This is a genomic window from Flavobacterium sp. ACN2 (assembly GCF_002303885.1).
Taxonomy (GTDB): domain Bacteria; phylum Bacteroidota; class Bacteroidia; order Flavobacteriales; family Flavobacteriaceae; genus Flavobacterium.
Genome location: NZ_MRCM01000009.1, coordinates 91,182 through 109,330, shown reverse-complemented (window position 1 = coordinate 109,330; position 18,149 = coordinate 91,182). Strand labels below are relative to the sequence as shown.

Sequence of the window (18,149 nt, the reverse complement as noted above, 5' to 3'; positions counted from 1 at the left end):
TTATAGTCCTGTTTGAGTCACAGTAATATGGTTTGAATTACCAAAAGAGAATCCTACTTGTTGGTTTCCAGCACCAGCAGCATTAGTTTGTTTTACATCAGAAGTATTCAAGTTTCCAATTTGTAATGTATTCTCAATGTTTCTAATTCCATTTTGAACAGTTTTTGACTCATTTCCATCTCCATATTGAAAATGTCTAGAAATATTTTTAGCTGGGTCTGTAGTTCCTGCTGGAGAAGTTTGAGTTTGCCAAGATTTGTTTCCTGTACCACCTTGACTTGCATAAGCCAAATTGTAATCTCCAGTTTGAGTTTGAGTAGCCTCATTGCCTCCATTAGGAGCAAATGGAATTGATACAGAACCTAAAGCAGTCAATTGGCTAGCAGTGAAAACACCTCCAGGAGCTGGATATTCATTTCCTGTTGTACCTTGGTCAACTGTAGCTTTATTTTTATTTCCTGTTTGAGTTTGCCATGCTTTGTCTCCTCCGTTAAGCGCAGAAGCTGGTCCAGCAATTTGATCTTGCCAGATTGTAGCATCGTTTTCATTTCCTTTTTGAGTTTGGTAAGCTTGGTTGTTTTTATTGCTTTGAGAAACAAATGCAACGTTTTTCTTTCCGTTTTGATCTACTTCAGCTTTATTACTTACTGCAGCATATAAACCTGGTTGAATACCTTGATACACTTCTGATTTGTTTCCGTCAGAAGCTGGAGCCGCTCCACCTGGGCTTACTTGTGTAATTTTTGAACTGTTTAAAGTTCCGTTTTGGCCAACAATACCGTTGTTACCATTTCCTATCTGACCTACATTAGATGTGTTCTGCGCTACAGCAGCAAATCCTACAAACAGCATCGCTGAGATGCTTAAAATTACTTTTTTCATAATAAATATATTTAATTGGTTATTAATACAAATTATTATGTAGGTTCTTCTGTAGGTTTATAATCCCGGGGAGGAAAAGTGGGGGGCTTATTCTATCATTTTGAAAACAAATTTTAAATCTATTTTCTTTTCTTCACGACCAAAATTAGAAAACTTTACCCAAAAGCAGCTCACGTATAAATACCTATTTTACAAGATATTAACCTCTTTTCGATGAACTGTAATACTATCTCGATGAACTGCCCAAATGCGCAAAAATTTTCATAGGAAAAAAGATACTTATTACAATTTCTTTACATTTAAGGGGCTATAAGTAGCAAAAAAGTTCTTCACAAACCTTTTTTTTAGTATAATCTCAAAAAAAAGCCTGTCTTTTTGAGACAGGCTTTAACAAATTGTTATTATATAATTACTTGGTAAACAATAATTCTCTATATTTGGTCAATGTCCAGCTTTCGTCATCTACTAATAATTCTAATTTATCGCAGTGATTACGAATTTCATCAAAATAAGGTTTTACATTATTGCAATATGCTTCTGCCATTTTTTGAGCATCGGTCAATTGATTTGCTTTTTTTCTTTCATTAGTCATCGCCAATACTTTAGAATTGATTCCTTCAATATGACCTGAAATTTCTTTAATTAAAACAATCTGTTCTTTGGCTAAAGCCTCAAACTCTTTTGCAAAAATTTCTTTCAACCCTTTTACATTATCAATTAAAGTGTTTTGGTAACGAATTGCTGTTGGAATTACATGGTTTCTAGCAATATCTCCTAAAACTCTTCCTTCAATTTGGATTTTTTTAGTGTATTCTTCCAATTCGATTTCGTAACGAGCTTCTGCTTCTACATGATTAAAGATTCCTAATTGTTCAAATAATTCTAAAGCTTGTTTAGAAACCTTAGCTTTAATAGCTTCTGGAGTAGTTTTAAAGTTGCTCAAACCTCTTTTAGCCGCTTCTTTTTCCCAAGCATCACTATAACCGTCTCCTTCAAAAAGAATTTTTTTAGATTGTTTGATGTATTCTCTTAAGACATTAAAGATTGCATCGTCTTTTTTCATGTCTTTATTTTCAATCAAGTTCTCTACTTCATTTTTAAAATCAATTAACTGTTTTGCTACAATCGCATTCAAAGTGGTCATTGCATTCGAACAGTTTGAATTGGATCCAACAGCTCTAAACTCAAATTTATTTCCAGTGAAAGCAAAAGGTGAAGTTCTATTTCTGTCTGTATTGTCTAATAATACGTCTGGAATTTTACCAACAACGTTCAATTTCAAATCTGTTTTTTCTTCTGGCGAAAGTTTTCCTGTTGTTACGCTTTCCAATTCAGATAAAACCTTAGTTAATTGCGCTCCAATAAATACAGACATAATTGCTGGCGGGGCTTCATTTGCTCCTAACCTATGGTCGTTACTTGCTGTTGCGATAGAGGCTCTTAATAAAGTTTCGTTGTCGTTAACCGCTTTGATTGTATTAATAAAGAAAGTCAAGAATTGTAAATTGCTCATTGGCGTTTTGCTCGGACTCAACAAGTTAACTCCTGTATCTGTAGCCAGCGACCAGTTATTGTGTTTTCCAGAACCGTTTACTCCTTTAAATGGTTTTTCGTGAAATAATACTTTAAAGTCATGACGTTCCGCAACTTTCTGCATCACATCCATTAATAAAGAGTTGTGGTCAACCGCTAAATTCGTTTCTTCAAAAATCGGAGCTAATTCAAACTGATTCGGTGCTACCTCATTATGACGTGTTTTTACCGGAATACCCAATAGCATACATTCTTGCTCTAAATCTCTCATATAAGTAAGAGCGCGAGTTGGGATAGATCCGAAATAATGATCGTCTAACTGCTGGCCTTTTGCAGACGTATGACCTAACAAAGTTCTTCCCGTCATCATTAAGTCTGGGCGAGAATTTGCCAGTGCTTTATCAATCAAAAAATATTCCTGCTCCCATCCTAATGTTGCAGTTACCTTTTTTACGTTTTTGTCAAAATATTTACAAACCTCTGTTGCAGCTTCGTCAATTGCAGACAATGCTCTTAATAAAGGTATTTTATTATCTAAAGCTTCACCTGTGTAAGCAATAAATACGGTTGGAATACATAAAGTTGTACCATATATAAAAGCTGGAGAAGTCGGATCCCAAGCAGTATATCCTCTGGCTTCAAAAGTATTTCTGATTCCTCCATTCGGAAAACTAGATGCATCTGGCTCTTGCTGCACTAATTGTGCTCCTCCAAATTTTTCTACAGACTCGCTTCCGTCATAAGAAGTTTCAAAAAAAGCATCATGTTTTTCTGCCGTTGTTCCTGTTAATGGTTGAAACCAATGTGTATAATGAGTCACTCCTTTAGAAAGAGCCCACTCTTTCATTCCCATAGCAATATAATCGGCAAGCTTTCTGTCTATTTTTGTACCATGCTGAATAGCATCTCTTACTCCTTTAAATGCATCTGAAGTTAAATATTGCTTCATTGCTTTTTCATTAAACACATTTGCACCAAAAAGATTTGATTTTCGGCCAATTTCTTCAAAATGCACCGGCTTTCTGTTAGAAGCTTGCTGTAAAGCTTGAAAACGTAATGTTGACATGGTTATATATATTTTAAATTCGTACTAATTTTCATTAAAAAAGAAGCAACAAATATAAACAATAAATAAGCCTGTTTAGAATATAAATTATAGATTTTTAGTCAATGATTTTTCAACATAAAACGGTTTTTTCGAAGAATAATGAATTCAAATCATAGAAATATAACAAAACTGTACGGTATTATTGATTAAATAAACATTTTTTCATAATTTCTTAACTCATAAATTCAAAAATGAGCCGTAATTATTACGAATTTATTTTTTTAAGCTTACTTAAATTGCTTTTTTTAAAATATACCCCTCACAAAATTGCGCTTATCCAAAAAATTATACTTCGCAAAACAAAATAGCCCCCTAATTTTTGGGACTAAAAAAATAAATCTATATTTGACCCAACGAAAAAAAACAAAAAAATTAATTTATATTATTATGGCTAAAATTAAGTTAGAGTACATTTGGTTAGATGGATATGAACCAACTCAAAATCTTAGAAGTAAAACTAAAGTTGAAGAACATGAAAACTTCAAAGGAACATTAGAAGAACTTGGAAACTGGTCATTTGATGGTTCGTCAACTAAACAAGCTGAAGGTGGTTCTTCTGACTGTCTTTTAGTTCCTGTTGCAATTTATCCAGATCCAACTCGTATCAATGGATGGTTAGTTATGTCTGAAGTTATGTACGCAGACGGAACTCCACACCCTTCTAACGGTAGAGCTACAATTGATGATGATAATGATGATTTTTGGTTTGGTTTCGAACAAGAGTATTTCATTATGGATACTAAAACCCAACTTCCACTTGGTTTCCCAGTTGGAGGATACCCTGCTCCACAAGGGATGTACTACTGTTCAGTAGGTGGAAAAAACACACACGGAAGAAAATTAGTTGAAGAGCATGCTGATTTATGTATCGCTGCTGGAATCAACTTTGAAGGAATCAACCAAGAGGTTGCTTGCGGACAATGGGAATTCCAATTATTTGCTAAAGGTGCTAAAAAAGCTGGAGATGAAATCTGGGTTGCTCGTTACCTATTAGACCGTTTAACTGAGAAATATGGTTACTATATTGAATATCACCCAAAACCTCTAGGAGATACAGACTGGAATGGTTCTGGAATGCACGCTAACTTCTCTAACGAAGTTTTAAGAACATGTGGAGACCAAGCAACTTACGAAAGAATCTGCGAAGCTTTCCGTCCTGTTACTGCTGAGCACATCGCAGTTTACGGAGCTTACAACGACCAACGTTTAACTGGTAAACACGAAACAGCTTCTATTCACGATTTCTCTTATGGAGTTTCAGACAGAGGATGTTCTATCAGAATTCCTTTAATGACTGTTCAAAAAGGATGGAAAGGATGGTTGGAAGACAGAAGACCAGCTTCAAACGGAGACCCTTACAAAATTGCTGCTAGAATTATCAAAACTGTTAAATCAGCGCTATAATTTTAAGCTTACAATATATTCTACAAATGCCAGCATTATTTGCTGGCATTTTTTTTCCATAAACCCGACACAACGAGCCACACTATTTGTCATTCCGATTTCTATGATAAAACCAAATCTTTTTCATAAAAGGTTTGGTTTTTTATTACTGCAAAAACTCTATGGATTATTTTGTTTCTCACAGCATTTAAAACACTCATTTTGTTTTTTCCTTCATCAACTTTTCTAATGTAATATCTTCTCAGATCATTATCGAATCTAATTGCACTCATTGCTGCCAAATGCAGAATGGTTTTTAGGTTTTTATCTGCAAGCATTGATACTCCGGGTCTTCTTTTTAATGATGTTCCAGATTGAAAATCAAAAGGCACGACTCCGCTGTAGCATGCCATTTTTCTTGGATCAGTTATAACTGTAAAACCTTCTGTTTTTGATAATAATGTCCATGATAGAACTTGGCCCACTCCAGGAACAGATCTTATCAGTTTCTGTTGCTGGCTTAAACTTTGGTCATTATGTATTACTTTTCAATATCATTTTCAATAATCTTAATCTGTGCATCAATGCTTTTAATAAGTTTGATGTTTAAGCTTTTCAATTCTTTATCCATTGCAATGCCTTTCATTAATTTGTAGTCATGCTGCTGAACCATAAGCTGTTTTTTGATTTTTATTCTTAAAGCTCTTTCGGTTAATAATATTTTTATCTTTTTAATGGAGCAGGAACTTGGTTTCCATTCCCTATTTTCCTGATAATTTTTTTCAATAAAACTACAAATTCGCAACGCATCAATTTTATCATTTTTGCCTCTGACAAGACCTATGCTTTTCTTGATATGCAAAGCAGATATTACATAAACCTTAAAGTTGAATTTTTCAAGTGCTTCAAACAGATTCCAATTGTATCTGCCAGTATTTTCCATAGCGATCATTACATTTTCACCTGAATATTTTTTGAAAAAATGCTTTATTGCCTGAATCTTATTCTCAATAGAAAAATAATTTACTGATTCCTCTTTAACACAAATATCCAAAGTCTTGCTGCTGATATCAATGCCGATAATAATGTTTTTCATAACTTTGCTTTTACGATTCAACAAATGATTTGAGAAATTCATCATAAGCTCAACTCCTTAATAACAGGTCACTAGCCCAAATTTCTATCTGAGTCTTTGATGAAAAGGAAGCTAAAGTCTTAATCGAAATATGAGTCACAAGCTCGGAGGAACGAACAGTTTACTTTTGCTTCCTTTCTCAATCATAAATCTACTTAAAATTTCAAAAAACAAATCTAAAGGAGGAACGAGGAATCACACTAGAAACTCCGCAAAGAATGTTATCAATCTTTGTCGAATCCCGAGTGTGATTCCTCGTTCCTCGGAATGACAAAACCAAGAGCACAATTCAACAAACTAAAAAAAACAAAACAACCTAAGCTTCAAAAAACCCCATAACTTTATAATACTTAACACTTTATAAATAACAAATATTACTTAATTTTAGGATTAATTTAATTTTTAAATTAATTAAGTTAAACATCAAAACTTATCTTTGTAAATCATTAAAAAAAATTATTATGATAGTCTGGTCACTCTTTTTACTTGCTGTAGTTTTTATTCTTGCTTTAGATTTAGGTGTCTTTAACAAAACACCCCATATTATTAGCACAAAAGAAGCCAGCAAATGGACCTTGGTTTGGGTTACTTTATCTTTCCTATTTTCGGGAGTAATTTATTGGCTATACACCACAGACTATATTGATAATCCGGATAATTTGAAGCCAGCCGTTGCTTCAATGAAGTTTATTACTGGTTATTTAATCGAGCTTTCTTTGAGTGTTGACAATATCTTTGTTATTGCTATTATTTTTGCTTCTTTTAAAATTCCGCAAAAATATCAGCACCGTGTTTTATTCTGGGGAATCTTAGGCGCTATTGTTTTCCGCGGATTAATGATTTTCTTCGGAGTAATGCTGATCAATAAATTTGCTTGGACAACGTATGTCTTTGGAGTTTTCTTACTATTTACCGCAATAAAAATGCTTTTTTCTGGAGAAGAAGAAGATTTTCATCCAAAAGATTCTTTTATTTATAAAGCTTTAGGCAAAGTGATGCCGATTACAGCTGAAACAGATGGCGAGAAGTTTTTCATTTCGACCAAAACTGCAAAAAAAGCAGCCACTCCACTATTTGTAGCTTTAATTGTTATTGAAGTAATGGACGTTTTATTTGCTGTAGACAGTGTCCCTGCAATTCTGGCTATTACGAAAGATCCTTTTTTAGTATTCAGTTCGAACATTTTTGCTATTCTTGGATTACGTTCTATGTACTTCTTCTTAGCAAATATGTTAGCAAAATTCAGTTATTTAGAATACAGCTTAGTAGCAATTTTGGCTTTTGTTGGATTAAAAATGCTTTTACACGATTTCTTCCACGTTCCAGAATGGGCTTCTTTAGGATTTATTGCCTTATCTCTTCTAGTAGGAATTTTAGTTTCTCTTAAATTCGGACCAGAAAAGGTTTTAAATGATTCATCAAGCGAAGAATAATTAGTTTTAAACATATATATTCATAAAAAAAGGAAATCTTAGGATTTCCTTTTTTTATGAATAATAAGAGATAAATTATTTAAGCTTGATTTCTTTTACTTTACTGTCATCAATACCGTACTTTTCAATTACCGCCTTATAATCTGAATAATCAGGTTTATTAACTGACTTTGCTGTACCTGATAAATATCCAGGAATAATTACAATTCTAAATGTTTGATTTAATCTAAAAGAATCTAAGACACCTCCTAAATCTCCTCCATCCATATAAATACTAACATCTCTCAATGTAAAATTATAATTAAACCCAAAATCAAAGGTTCCATCATTAAAATAATAAAGTTCAGGCGCTAATTTCCACACATCCGCACCATTATCTACTCCAGCCTTTCTATATACAAGCACCATGTCAGATGCGAAAATATTTGGATCCAAAGGAATTATAGGATTATAATCATTAGATGAAGTAAAATTCACGCCTTTAACTTGAAAAACTTCAGCTTCTGGCCCTGGAATCCCTTCTGGCCCCGGAGGCCCTTCTGGTCCTTCACAGCTAGAAAATGCAATTAAACCGATAACTGCAAATAAGGTAAGTATCTTTTTCATAATTATTTTTTTTAAGGATTATACTATAAAGGTATTCCAAAAATTAAACCAAAAAAAGTGATTTGCCTTATTTTGCAATAAAAATGTCCTTATTTTTTCACAGTCACCTGATTTCTAGCTAGTATTTTATTAAAAAATAATACGTGATACGGAAGTGAGTTTTCCCAATAATCCCAAGTATGAGCTCCTGGACGTTCTGTATAATCGTGGTCAACTTTATTATAAACCAATCTTCTGTGCAGTTCTCTATTTGGCTCGATTAAAAAATCGTCTACACCACAATCTATTATTAAAGGAAGCTTATTTGATTTTAATTTATCAGCCATTCTTAAAACAGAATTTTGTTCGTACAATTCTGTATTACCGCTTTTATCCCCAAATACGGGCTGCATTAGTTTTACAACCTGAGCCGAAGAATCTCTGTTCAGCATCGTACTCATATCTACTGCTCCGCTCATGCTTCCTGCTGCGCAAAATAAATCTGGGTGTCTGGCTGACAAATACAATGCACCATGTCCGCCCATAGATAGACCTGTAATAACTCTACCATTTTTGTTGGCAATTGTTTTATAAGTTTTATCTACTTTCTGAATTACTTCCTGTGTAATAAAAGTCTCAAACTGACTTTCTTTATTGACAGGACTATCAATATAAAAACTAAACGTCTCCCCTTCTGGCATTACAATAATCATATTGTATTGATCTGCTAGATTATGAACCAATTTTTTGTTTGGAGTATTTTTAAGCCAGTCGCTAAAATGTCCGTAAGCACCATGCAAAAGGTACATTACAGGAAAAGCCGTTTTACTTTTTGCATAAGAATTTGGTAAAACTACCGCCGCTTTATAGGTTTTTCCCATTGCTGTACTGGCAACTTGAAGTGTGTCTACTTTTGCAGCATATGTCATGGTGGTAAGACAAAGCAAAAATGCAGACAATAGCATTTTAAATTTCTTCATTTTGATATTTTTTTCTGATTAGGGTTTGTAAATATAACTTTTTTAAGAATAAAATATATGAAAAATCCGACTGGTTTTTGATGCCACGAATTACACGAATTTCCACTAATTAATTTAAATAACTCTCTTATAAAAAATCAATAACTAAATAGAAAAGACTAAAAAAATCCGACCAGCTTTTGACTAATCGAATTGAGTTTCTATCTAATAAATTTTAAAATTTAATTCGTGCAAATTCGTGTAATTCGTGGCAAATAAACCATTTTAACCTGTGCAATCTGTGGCATAAAACATTAACTAATAATAATCTTATGTTCATGACGGTATTGCGAAGCGCTTTTACCGGTGTATTGTTTAAACGATTTACTAAAGTGGCTGAAGTTATTAAAACCACTTTCATAACAAACTTCATTTATACTCATTGGCTGTTCTGCCAAAAGTTTTGAAGCATGCACGAGACGATATTCATTCACAAACTCAGTAAATGTTTTATTGGATATCTTCTTGAAATAACGGCAGAAAGAAGGCGTAGTCATACTTACCAGACTCGAAACCTCATCTATAGAGATAGATTCCTGAAAATGATCTTTTACAAAATTGAAAACCACATTCATACGGTCATTATCTTGAGTTTGCAATTCCATCGAAAATCCATCGGCGTTTAAAATGGTATATTCCTCAGCCGATTCCAGTTCGTCTAAAACACTCAAAAGTGTTATAAGTCTTTGAAATGGCGGTTCATTCTCCATCATTTCAATTTTCTTACCGATACGTTTTTTCGTTTCACCTCCAAAAGCGATTCCGCCTTTAGCTTGTTTCAAAATATTCTGCACCTTTTTCATTTCGGGCGCAACAAAAAAGTCGCTTCCTAAAAATTCAGGTTTAATATGGATAACGGTTTCCGTTGTATTTCCTGTTTGCTCATTTGTAAAACCGCAATGCGGCAAATTAGCTCCTATTAAAAGTAAACTACCATTGGTATAATAAGAAACATGGCTTCCTATTTGTCTTTTTCCTGCCCCACCATTTATATAGACCAACTCAATTTCTGGATGATAGTGCCATAAATGAGCTTTGCTATTGGTCTTTTCGGCGTGTTTAGCGTAGGTAAAAGAACTTCCGTATGAGTTAGTTATCACTTCAAGAGCTGGGGCAATAGTCTTCATGATAATTTCTTTAAAAAATAATAGCAAATTTAACAAAATCACCTAAAATAATTTAAATTTTAACCTATAACGGTTTCGTAAATGCGAATTTTACATTAAAATAACGTTCTTAACGCTGAAGAATTTATATCAAATTCGGCTTTTTTTTAGGGTCTTATTTTTTTTCTTCACTTTTTTTCTATTTATCTTATTTAAAACTCGATTTTATACCAATATGTTAAAATTTGTAAGAAAAATAGAAATTTTAAGAAGTATTCAGTTTTTTAAAAACTTTGAATAAAAACAATCAAATTAACAAAAACACAACATTAAAGTCAAATTTTAACATATAACGGTTTCGTAAATGAGAATATAGCATATAAATTGGAAAATATAGATGTTAAAATACCACACATGCTGCTATAACTTTGCATCAGATAAATGAACGAAAAAAATTTAATACTATAGAATATGAAAAAGGTTATGAAATTAAGTTTAGTATTTGCAGTACTTCTAACAGGAATGAGTACATATGCAATTGATGGAAATGAAGCATTAAATCTTCATGTATTAAAAGGAAATGGCAAGGTAATTGCTTTTGGAATTAATCAATTACAAAAAGCAGTTATTAGTATATCTGATACAAATGGTAATGTAATCTATACTGAGAATGCTTCTGGTAAAGACGGAATATTAAGAACTTTCAGTTTAGAAGAATTTCCTCAAGGAAAATATATTTTAGAGGTTGCCGACAGCTTCAAAAAAGTAAAATACGATATCACTGTTGACGCTAATAGTTCTGTTTTATCTTCAAAAGGTACAGTTTCTGTTAACTAAGAAAATATTAAGGTTAAGTGCAATTCTTCACGGCACTTAAAACTTTATACTCTAATACAGTATAAAAAGTGAGGTTAGATAGTTAGTAAGTTAAAAACTTTCAAAAGTTTTAAAAACAGCTCTTTGTGGTTACTGAGCTGTTTTTTTTTGCTCTATACTTTTGTTTAGATTCTGAGATACTAAGATGCTAAGGTTCTAAGTTTTTTTCCTTAAGCATTTAAATATTGACACCTAAATATAATTGCGACAAAAAAAAAGAAACGCACTGCAGTGCTCCTCTACAATCAAAACAAAAAAAGAAAAAGCTTAGAATCTCAAAATCTTTCAAAAACTTAGAACCTTAGCACCTTAGTATCTTAGCCTCTTTTCAAAATTCCTACATTTTTTAAAGAAATAGTTATCTCAATGTAAATTAAAAATCACTAAAAACGTTGAAAAATAATAACCGAATTAACAAATACGATAAATATAATTCAAATTTTAACCTATAACGGTTTCGTAAATGAGAATATAGCATATAAATTGGAGAATATAGTATTGATTTTTTACTTACAACTGAAGTAATTTAGCATCAGAGAATTAGAACTATTAATTTAAAAACTAAATACCATGAAAAAGATTGTTAGATTGAGTTTAGTAGCAGCATTGCTTTTCACAGGAATAAGCACATATGCAATTGATGGAACAGCAGATTTTAACCTGCATGTAATTAAAGCTAATGGTAAACAAATCACTTTTGGTCTTAACCAAACGCAAAAAGCCAACTTAGCAATTTACGATAAAGATGGATCTTTAATTTATTCTGAAAGTGCTTCAGGTAAAGATGGGATTTTAAGAACTTTCAGCCTAGAAGAGTTTCCAGAAGGAACTTACTTCCTGGAAGTAGAAGACAATACAAAAAAAGCAAAATACGAAATCACTATAACTGATGAAGTTTCTGTTTTATCTAAAAACGCAGTTTCTTCTGTTTATAAAGCAGGTTTTGCTAAAAATACAAGCGTGGCAGCACGCTAAAAAGTTTATGCTTTCATAAAGTATAAAAGTGAGGTTAGATAGTTAGTAAGTTTAAAAACTTTCAAAAGTTTTAAAAACAGCTCTTTGTGGTTATAGAGCTGTTTTTTTTTTACCACAAAGTTTTTTACCGCAAAGATTTACGCAAAGTTCGCAAAGTTTTTTCCACAAAGCTTTGCGAACTTTTTCGTTTTATAAACCTCTTGTATAATAATTCTTAGCGTACTTTGAGGTTAAAAACTCACTTCGTTTTTGTAAAGAAATCCTTAATCCATTGTAAACTTAAAATCAAGCAAAACATTAAAAAATAATAACTGAATTAACAAAAACATTAAAAATAATTCATGTTTTAACCTATAACGGTTTCGTAAATGAGAATATAGCATAGAAATAGGAAAACACAGTTGCGCTTTTTCAGGTATTACATAAGTAATTTAGCATCAGAGAATTAGAACTATTAATTTAAAACTAAGTACCATGAAAAAGATTGCAAAATTGAGTTTAGTAGCAGCGTTGCTTTTCACAGGAATAAGCACTTACGCAATTGATGGAAATGGAGATTTTAATCTTCATGTATTAAAAGCTAATGGAAAACTGATCACTTTCGCACTTAACAAAGTACAGAAAGCCAATTTAGCTATTTATGACAAGGACGGAACTTTAATCTACTCTGAAAGCGCATCTGGAAAAGATGGAATTTTAAGAACTTTCAGTCTAGAAGAATTTCCTGAGGGAACTTACTATTTAGAAGTAGAAGACAGTGTAAAAAGAGTAAAATATGAAATTACAATAGGAGATAATGCATCTTTATCGAGAAATGCAGTTTCTTCTGTTTACAAATCTGGTTTTGCTAAAAACACAAGTGTTGCTACACGCTAAAATTTTATACTTCAAAAAGGTATAAATTAAGGTTAGAAAATTTTAAAATTGCGCTTATAAGAAACAGCTCGTGGTGGTTACAGAGCTGTTTTTTTTTGTTTAAGAATTAAAACAGATGATGAAACAGAAAATTTCTGAAAATTATTCTTATTAATTCAACTCTTTGATTTTTAAGTGTTAAAAAATGTTTTCTAAAAATAAATCCAAAAGCCCAGTATTTACGTACATAGTTCAAACAAAATACCGAAATAATTACAATTCAATAACTTAAGCGTTTAAAAATGCTAATTTATTGCTAAAAATTAAATTTGTATTTGTAGTTTTACGCGTTCCACATTTAGTAATTAACAATTTAAAAAAAACATGACAAAATTTACCAAAGCTGGTTTAGTTGCTGCCTTTTTTTTAGCGACTGTGTTTACCTACGCCATTGATGGAAAAGGTGATTACATTTTAAATATCAAAACAGGAAATGGAAAAGTAGTTAGCTTTACTTTAGACACTGTAGAAAATGCATCTTTCTCTATCTACGACGAAAATCACAATTTACTTTATGCGGGAGAATCTGCAGCACACAAATTAGAAGTTTCTAAAACAATTAGTTTAGAAAGTTTTCCTGCTGGAACGTATGTTCTAGAAGTGAAAGCAAACGACAAAGTTGCGAAACACGAAATTAAAGTCGCTGCTAAAAAAGTAAAGACTGTAAAGTTAGACCAATCTGTTAACCAGAGTCCATCTTTCCGTCGTTAATTTTTTGCCCCCAAAAGAATTAGAAAAGCAGCTCGTACCAGGAGCTGCTTTTTTTATATCTTCTTTGTTATTCTTTTAAATTATCTGGAAGAGAATCAAAAGATAATTGAAAGGCAAAATCTCCTATTATGATTCCTTGAGCCAACAATAAATGTCCATTAGGGCTAGTAAACTTAAAATCATCTACAGCAATGTTATTAATCATTCCAGAATAATCTATCAATGAAATGCTGTTAATAACAACAGCATTCCCTTTTGCATCTACAAGCTCCTGTCCCGTTCTTAATTTTGAACCTCTAGCGTATTTGCCATTCCTAAGTAAAAAGGGCTGGTCTAAGGTGCAGATAATTTCTTTATACTCTCCAAAATTGATATAAAGCGCTTTATTTTGCCCTTGCCCACCCTCGCTAAATATAACTTTTGCTTCTGATGAGGAGAATTCAAGTTTGCCTGATTCTAATTTTACAGAAAATGCCAGAACTGAGTCTCCTTTATACAAATCACCGATAGCTTTTTCTCCTGAAGAAGTAGCAATTCTAGTGCCTCCTGCCGTACATTTAAGGGTTAAATCGTTTAATAATTGATCAGAATCTGATTCCATAGTTTTATGTTTTTAAGTGCTAACCAAAAATACACTGTAAAAAAATCACTAGTTAAAGTATAAATACCTGTTTTTAAGCAACAAGTAATTATTTTAAGGTTATTTATTTAAAGCCCTAGCTGATTGTTCTTTCTCTTAAACTTGAACCTATTTTTGCCAATTTCCAAAAAAGATCAGTTTCTGATGTGATTATTATTTTTTGAGATTCTTTAAAAGCAGTAGAATGTCCAAAAGCATAAATATAATCCAGCATATTTATTAATTTGAAACTCTGTTTATATTCTGATCTTACCTCATCACTATTAGCAAAACATACATTTCCAGATTCTTGTTCTTCTAAAAACAACAAACCTAAATGATTTGAAAACCTTTTTAATATATCCTTATTTATGATCGTCTTTTTAGAATTTGACTTTTGAAATATTTCAGTAAGAGTAAAAGACAGTTCTGTCGTTTTGTTTTTTATTTTTTGAATGCATAGCTCCACATCAGCATTATCAGAAAATGTAGTCTTGTTTTTTTCGCTTTGTAAAACCTCTATTTTATCTAAATATCCCTGTATTGTCATCTTGAAAACCTTAACTGTTATAAAGTTAAATGATATTTTTTTCTGTAAATGAAAAACTATGTTTTAAAAATCGTTTTTCATTCAAAAAAAATATATAAATCATATAAAATCAATTATTTACAAAAATGGAATATAATCGACAAAACTGAATAAACATCGTTAAAATGCAGTTCATATCCTTGATTTCCATATATTTGTACATCAAAAAGCACATTAAATATATAATAAATACAGAATTTTAAAGTTTATAATTGCTTAAAGCTGTTTTTTTGCGGCGAAAAAAGATTTTCAAAAACAATTAAGAATACGATTAAATACCACAACCAAAACTAAACCTATGCAAAAACAACTAGCTATTTTAGTATTGTTTATCGTATTTTCATTTCGTGCTTCTGCGCAAAACGAAACTTATTATAAAACCGATAAAGTCGGCGAAAAGTATGCCTATGTCGATGTTATAAGAACCTATGAAAAGGTTGCAGCAAAAGGTTACAAGTCGGTAGATTTATTTCAAAAATTAGGGAATTCATCGTATTCAAATTGCGAACTAGAAAAAGCAGCCGAGTGGTACAGCGAATTATTTGCCTTAACAACCGATCTAGATCCCGTTTATTATTACCGTTATGCAGAATCGTTACGTTCTATTTCTGAAAACGCAAAAGCCGATGCCCTTATCGAAAAATTAAAACGTAAACCTAAAACTTCGATAAAAAGTAAAGTTTAATAAAATTTGAATTGATATAAAAAAACCTCTCAGAAATGAGAGGTTTTTTGTTTAATCCACAATCTTATCATTTCAATTAATCCGATATTTTATAATCGGTAAACTTATAAGTATTGTCCTTTTTTCCCATTAATTCAATAGATTGAAAATTAACACCTTGATCTGTAACTTGATAATCATAAACATCTATTACGCCATCATAGTTATGTAGTTCATAATACTTTCCGTTTTCAACCCACCATTTACCATTTTCAGTAATTTGATCGACTTTACCGTTTTCGTACATCGCAACAAAAAGTAAAACACTTGTTCCGTTTTCAAAACGACATGACACCCAATATTTATTTACTCCTTCTTGCTGTTGTCCCATTTCAGAGCCTTTCCAGCATCCAAAAAGTTTCGGGTCATAAGTTTTGTTTTCCGTTTTATTAGTTGCTTTTATATCTTGCTTAACCTTTGCCTGGCTAAAACTCAAGCTTGTAATAAATAGCAATCCTAAAATAAAAATGCTTTTTTTCATTTAAAATTAATTTTTGAGGTTATATATAGTTTTTGGTTTTTAGAATTGATTTGCCTATCCGAAAAAGCCTTTCATCTCTATTTTCTGATTGCTAATATATACAAACAAATATCTTCTAAATTGAGGAAAGACGTAAAACGATATTTTTTTTGTAAAAGAAAAAACCTCTCATTTCTGAGAGGTTTCTATATTCTTAAAAGCTTACTATTTATCTTTTAGCAATTTCTCTAAATACTCAATCTTATCTTTTTCTGCTTGAAGCAAACGCTCGTAAAGTTTTTTATTTTCTTCTACCGTTTCCATTAATTTATCTAATGGATTGAAAGTGCAATTATTAAGTCCGAAATAATTATTAGGACTTTCATTAAAAGTATTGAAATAATTAATTGCCGCTTCGTCCGAAAAATTCTTGATAGCTTCAACCGATACACCAAGCGCTTTTGCCACCTCAACAAGTTTTTCGTCATCAATAGTTTCGCTATTTTCCATAGCCGAAATCGCCTGCTGATTTGTTCCTAAAGCCTGCGCCAAAGCTTCCTGCTTCATATCACGAAGTTCACGAATACGGCTTATTTTTCGCCCTATATGATTTGGTTTTGTTAGTGTGCTCATAATTCAAAGATAATAATAAAGTGTCAAAATCGGTAAAATGTAAAAAACAGATTTTATGCCGTGCGATACAGTAAAAAATGATTTCGTACAGCAAAATCTATTTCTTACTTCGCCGAATCAAACAAAAGTACAATTTTTCTTATAATAAATTTATAAAAGTCAAATTGTAAACCATTTAAAAATATACGCCTTATGGAAACGAACGAAACAGAAAAGCTACAAAAACTGCAAAAATTAACCGCTCAGTATTTTACATCACTAAAACCAACCAATGAAGCCAATTCTTATACCGCACAATTTAAAGTAGTAAATTATTTAGAACTCGGCTGCCTCATTACCGATTTACTAAAATTATGCATTCTAGCGCTTGATAATGACATGCATAATTTTTCTAAAAAAGATAAAAGTGCAACTATTAATGTGAGTCTGATTTTGGAAACGATTCTGCATTTGTTTCCTATGGATGAAATGGAATTTTTGGGGTTTATTGGGGAGATTGTTGTTGAATGATTTCTATTTGCAGATACGAAGAAGAAAGTTCTAATGCTAAAAAATCTTGCAATCCCGATAGTTATCGGGAGCTAAGTCGCAAAGTTTTTAAATATTTGTTTATCTGATATTTGAAATGAGCAAAAAAAACTGTATGTTTATAATTAAAAATAAAATTAAACATTTTTTTATGTCTGACAAAGAAACACCAAGACCTCAACCAACCCAAAAACCACCTGAAAGACCAACTACTTCACCAGATAGAGGCTTAGAACAAAAAGGAATTCCGAGACCTCCTAAAAGGTAATTAGAAAAAATATAAATGTACAAATCAAACCTATAAACATAAGAAACATACTAATGTTGTTATATAATGTTGTTAGGTTTGAGAACATTTCTGATTTCATATCATAATTATTTCGGCAATCGACCAACTTTTCTAATTCAATTATTAAATCTTCCGTTTCAGGCAACAATTTCTTTTCATCAATTTCAATTTCACAGTCATACATCAAATAACTTTGAAGATTTGCTTTATATCCACACTGTTGAGACACAAAGTTAAGAATTATCCCTCCTAAAAAAGAACCTGCTGACGTTTTTATATATAGTGTTTCAGCACATAGATTATGAGTTGTAGCAATATACTTAATTGTTTCTAAGCAAACATAAATCCCAGCGCCACATATTGAAATTATTAACAAATCAATTCTCTGAATACTATAAAACATACCATCCCAAGATTGTTTTTTCCCTTCCAATAAATTTGCCATATTTCAATAATTTAAAATTAGTCTATAATTTTTCGATTTCAACTAGAAATATCTTTTTACTTTTTAATCAAATGCCACTAATTGCAAAAATATCATATTTTAAAATGATCTGTATTTTTGTATAACAAACACACCAAAATAAGTAATTAAGACTAAAATTATTACCCCTTCTAGCGCGAGCATCCCCTCATTACTGTCGCG

General features: G+C 31.7%; 20 protein-coding genes. 8 read left to right on the top strand and 12 right to left on the bottom strand.

Annotated elements, in window-relative coordinates; genetic code table 11:
- A complete protein-coding gene (locus tag BSF41_RS12785) occupies nucleotides 1-882 on the bottom strand; it encodes a hypothetical protein (RefSeq protein ID WP_095929882.1) in 882 nt (293 codons plus the stop codon).
- A 409-nt stretch (nucleotides 883-1,291) separates the two neighbouring features.
- A complete protein-coding gene (locus tag BSF41_RS12780) occupies nucleotides 1,292-3,481 on the bottom strand; it encodes a glutamine synthetase III (RefSeq protein ID WP_095929881.1) in 2,190 nt (729 codons plus the stop codon).
- A gap of 429 nt (nucleotides 3,482-3,910) precedes the next feature.
- Between BSF41_RS12780 and BSF41_RS12775 the strand changes: the two genes are divergently transcribed.
- Nucleotides 3,911-4,927 (top strand): glutamine synthetase beta-grasp domain-containing protein, encoded by a 1,017-nt coding sequence (locus tag BSF41_RS12775; RefSeq protein ID WP_012024410.1) that lies wholly within the window; start codon nucleotides 3,911-3,913, stop codon nucleotides 4,925-4,927.
- A gap of 101 nt (nucleotides 4,928-5,028) precedes the next feature.
- Here the strand turns inward: BSF41_RS12775 and BSF41_RS12770 are convergent, their stop codons facing one another.
- Together BSF41_RS12770 and BSF41_RS12765 are read right to left on the bottom strand one after the other, a co-directional pair.
- Nucleotides 5,029-5,391 (bottom strand): transposase, encoded by a 363-nt coding sequence (locus BSF41_RS12770; RefSeq protein WP_172426901.1) that lies wholly within the window; start codon nucleotides 5,389-5,391, stop codon nucleotides 5,029-5,031.
- 56 nt (nucleotides 5,392-5,447) lie between these two features.
- On the bottom strand, nucleotides 5,448-6,002 hold the full coding sequence (locus BSF41_RS12765) for a transposase (protein ID WP_172426900.1): 555 nt from the start codon (nucleotides 6,000-6,002) through the stop codon (nucleotides 5,448-5,450).
- A 500-nt stretch (nucleotides 6,003-6,502) separates the two neighbouring features.
- Here BSF41_RS12765 and BSF41_RS12760 point away from each other — a divergent pair, with 500 nt between their 5' ends.
- Nucleotides 6,503-7,474: a TerC family protein gene (locus tag BSF41_RS12760; protein WP_095929878.1), complete on the top strand. Its 972-nt coding sequence runs from the start codon at nucleotides 6,503-6,505 to the stop codon at nucleotides 7,472-7,474.
- Nucleotides 7,475-7,549: 75 nt separating this feature from the next.
- On the opposite strand, the gene BSF41_RS12755 is transcribed toward BSF41_RS12760, so the two are convergent.
- The 3 genes from BSF41_RS12755 to BSF41_RS12745 form a co-directional block, all read right to left on the bottom strand.
- Nucleotides 7,550-8,080 (bottom strand): hypothetical protein, encoded by a 531-nt coding sequence (locus tag BSF41_RS12755; RefSeq protein WP_095929877.1) that lies wholly within the window; start codon nucleotides 8,078-8,080, stop codon nucleotides 7,550-7,552.
- Between the two features lie 89 nt (nucleotides 8,081-8,169).
- Nucleotides 8,170-9,039, bottom strand: a complete 870-nt coding sequence (locus BSF41_RS12750) for an alpha/beta hydrolase family protein (protein WP_095929876.1) — start codon at nucleotides 9,037-9,039, stop codon at nucleotides 8,170-8,172.
- Between the two features lie 293 nt (nucleotides 9,040-9,332).
- Nucleotides 9,333-10,205: an AraC family transcriptional regulator gene (locus BSF41_RS12745; RefSeq protein ID WP_095929875.1), complete on the bottom strand. Its 873-nt coding sequence runs from the start codon at nucleotides 10,203-10,205 to the stop codon at nucleotides 9,333-9,335.
- Nucleotides 10,206-10,655: 450 nt separating this feature from the next.
- Here BSF41_RS12745 and BSF41_RS12740 point away from each other — a divergent pair, with 450 nt between their 5' ends.
- The 4 genes from BSF41_RS12740 (at nucleotide 10,656) to BSF41_RS12725 (ending at nucleotide 13,661) form a co-directional block, all read left to right on the top strand.
- Nucleotides 10,656-11,021: a DUF3244 domain-containing protein gene (locus tag BSF41_RS12740; protein ID WP_095929874.1), complete on the top strand. Its 366-nt coding sequence runs from the start codon at nucleotides 10,656-10,658 to the stop codon at nucleotides 11,019-11,021.
- A gap of 609 nt (nucleotides 11,022-11,630) precedes the next feature.
- A complete protein-coding gene (locus tag BSF41_RS12735; RefSeq protein ID WP_095929873.1) occupies nucleotides 11,631-12,035 on the top strand; it encodes a T9SS type A sorting domain-containing protein in 405 nt (134 codons plus the stop codon).
- A 474-nt stretch (nucleotides 12,036-12,509) separates the two neighbouring features.
- Entirely contained in the window at nucleotides 12,510-12,911 is a 402-nt protein-coding gene (locus tag BSF41_RS12730) for a DUF3244 domain-containing protein (protein WP_095929872.1), read from the top strand.
- A gap of 363 nt (nucleotides 12,912-13,274) precedes the next feature.
- On the top strand, nucleotides 13,275-13,661 hold the full coding sequence (locus BSF41_RS12725) for a secretion protein (RefSeq protein WP_095929871.1): 387 nt from the start codon (nucleotides 13,275-13,277) through the stop codon (nucleotides 13,659-13,661).
- Between the two features lie 67 nt (nucleotides 13,662-13,728).
- Here BSF41_RS12725 and BSF41_RS12720 read toward each other — a convergent pair whose 3' ends face one another.
- Together BSF41_RS12720 and BSF41_RS12715 are read right to left on the bottom strand one after the other, a co-directional pair.
- Nucleotides 13,729-14,262, bottom strand: a complete 534-nt coding sequence (locus tag BSF41_RS12720; protein ID WP_095929870.1) for a polymorphic toxin-type HINT domain-containing protein — start codon at nucleotides 14,260-14,262, stop codon at nucleotides 13,729-13,731.
- A gap of 115 nt (nucleotides 14,263-14,377) precedes the next feature.
- Entirely contained in the window at nucleotides 14,378-14,830 is a 453-nt protein-coding gene (locus BSF41_RS12715) for a hypothetical protein (protein WP_095929869.1), read from the bottom strand.
- A gap of 337 nt (nucleotides 14,831-15,167) precedes the next feature.
- Between BSF41_RS12715 and BSF41_RS12710 the strand changes: the two genes are divergently transcribed.
- Nucleotides 15,168-15,554, top strand: a complete 387-nt coding sequence (locus BSF41_RS12710; RefSeq protein ID WP_095929868.1) for a flagellar motor protein MotB — start codon at nucleotides 15,168-15,170, stop codon at nucleotides 15,552-15,554.
- Nucleotides 15,555-15,630: 76 nt separating this feature from the next.
- Here BSF41_RS12710 and BSF41_RS12705 read toward each other — a convergent pair whose 3' ends face one another.
- Both BSF41_RS12705 and BSF41_RS12700 read right to left on the bottom strand, forming a co-directional pair.
- Nucleotides 15,631-16,074, bottom strand: a complete 444-nt coding sequence (locus BSF41_RS12705) for a hypothetical protein (RefSeq protein WP_095929867.1) — start codon at nucleotides 16,072-16,074, stop codon at nucleotides 15,631-15,633.
- Nucleotides 16,075-16,278: 204 nt separating this feature from the next.
- Nucleotides 16,279-16,686 (bottom strand): helix-turn-helix domain-containing protein, encoded by a 408-nt coding sequence (locus tag BSF41_RS12700; RefSeq protein WP_095929866.1) that lies wholly within the window; start codon nucleotides 16,684-16,686, stop codon nucleotides 16,279-16,281.
- A gap of 192 nt (nucleotides 16,687-16,878) precedes the next feature.
- On the opposite strand from BSF41_RS12700, the gene BSF41_RS12695 reads away from it, so the two are divergent.
- Nucleotides 16,879-17,196 carry a hypothetical protein gene (locus BSF41_RS12695; RefSeq protein WP_095929865.1) on the top strand — a complete coding sequence of 106 codons (318 nt, stop codon included), beginning with the start codon at nucleotides 16,879-16,881 and terminating at the stop codon, nucleotides 17,194-17,196.
- A 275-nt stretch (nucleotides 17,197-17,471) separates the two neighbouring features.
- On the opposite strand, the gene BSF41_RS12690 is transcribed toward BSF41_RS12695, so the two are convergent.
- Nucleotides 17,472-17,948 (bottom strand): hypothetical protein, encoded by a 477-nt coding sequence (locus BSF41_RS12690; protein WP_095929864.1) that lies wholly within the window; start codon nucleotides 17,946-17,948, stop codon nucleotides 17,472-17,474.
- Nucleotides 17,949-18,149 lie beyond the last annotated feature (201 nt).

Coding starts and splice junctions, on each gene's coding strand:
- BSF41_RS12785 (WP_095929882.1), bottom strand. CDS start 882: ATGAAAAAAGTAATTTTAAGCATCTCAGCGATGCTGTTTGTAGGATTT.
- BSF41_RS12780 (WP_095929881.1), bottom strand. CDS start 3,481: ATGTCAACATTACGTTTTCAAGCTTTACAGCAAGCTTCTAACAGAAAG.
- BSF41_RS12775 (WP_012024410.1), top strand. CDS start 3,911: ATGGCTAAAATTAAGTTAGAGTACATTTGGTTAGATGGATATGAACCA.
- BSF41_RS12765 (WP_172426900.1), bottom strand. CDS start 6,002: ATGAAAAACATTATTATCGGCATTGATATCAGCAGCAAGACTTTGGAT.
- BSF41_RS12760 (WP_095929878.1), top strand. CDS start 6,503: ATGATAGTCTGGTCACTCTTTTTACTTGCTGTAGTTTTTATTCTTGCT.
- BSF41_RS12755 (WP_095929877.1), bottom strand. CDS start 8,080: ATGAAAAAGATACTTACCTTATTTGCAGTTATCGGTTTAATTGCATTT.
- BSF41_RS12750 (WP_095929876.1), bottom strand. CDS start 9,039: ATGAAGAAATTTAAAATGCTATTGTCTGCATTTTTGCTTTGTCTTACC.
- BSF41_RS12745 (WP_095929875.1), bottom strand. CDS start 10,205: ATGAAGACTATTGCCCCAGCTCTTGAAGTGATAACTAACTCATACGGA.
- BSF41_RS12740 (WP_095929874.1), top strand. CDS start 10,656: ATGAAAAAGGTTATGAAATTAAGTTTAGTATTTGCAGTACTTCTAACA.
- BSF41_RS12735 (WP_095929873.1), top strand. CDS start 11,631: ATGAAAAAGATTGTTAGATTGAGTTTAGTAGCAGCATTGCTTTTCACA.
- BSF41_RS12730 (WP_095929872.1), top strand. CDS start 12,510: ATGAAAAAGATTGCAAAATTGAGTTTAGTAGCAGCGTTGCTTTTCACA.
- BSF41_RS12725 (WP_095929871.1), top strand. CDS start 13,275: ATGACAAAATTTACCAAAGCTGGTTTAGTTGCTGCCTTTTTTTTAGCG.
- BSF41_RS12720 (WP_095929870.1), bottom strand. CDS start 14,262: ATGGAATCAGATTCTGATCAATTATTAAACGATTTAACCCTTAAATGT.
- BSF41_RS12715 (WP_095929869.1), bottom strand. CDS start 14,830: ATGACAATACAGGGATATTTAGATAAAATAGAGGTTTTACAAAGCGAA.
- BSF41_RS12710 (WP_095929868.1), top strand. CDS start 15,168: ATGCAAAAACAACTAGCTATTTTAGTATTGTTTATCGTATTTTCATTT.
- BSF41_RS12705 (WP_095929867.1), bottom strand. CDS start 16,074: ATGAAAAAAAGCATTTTTATTTTAGGATTGCTATTTATTACAAGCTTG.
- BSF41_RS12700 (WP_095929866.1), bottom strand. CDS start 16,686: ATGAGCACACTAACAAAACCAAATCATATAGGGCGAAAAATAAGCCGT.
- BSF41_RS12695 (WP_095929865.1), top strand. CDS start 16,879: ATGGAAACGAACGAAACAGAAAAGCTACAAAAACTGCAAAAATTAACC.
- BSF41_RS12690 (WP_095929864.1), bottom strand. CDS start 17,948: ATGGCAAATTTATTGGAAGGGAAAAAACAATCTTGGGATGGTATGTTT.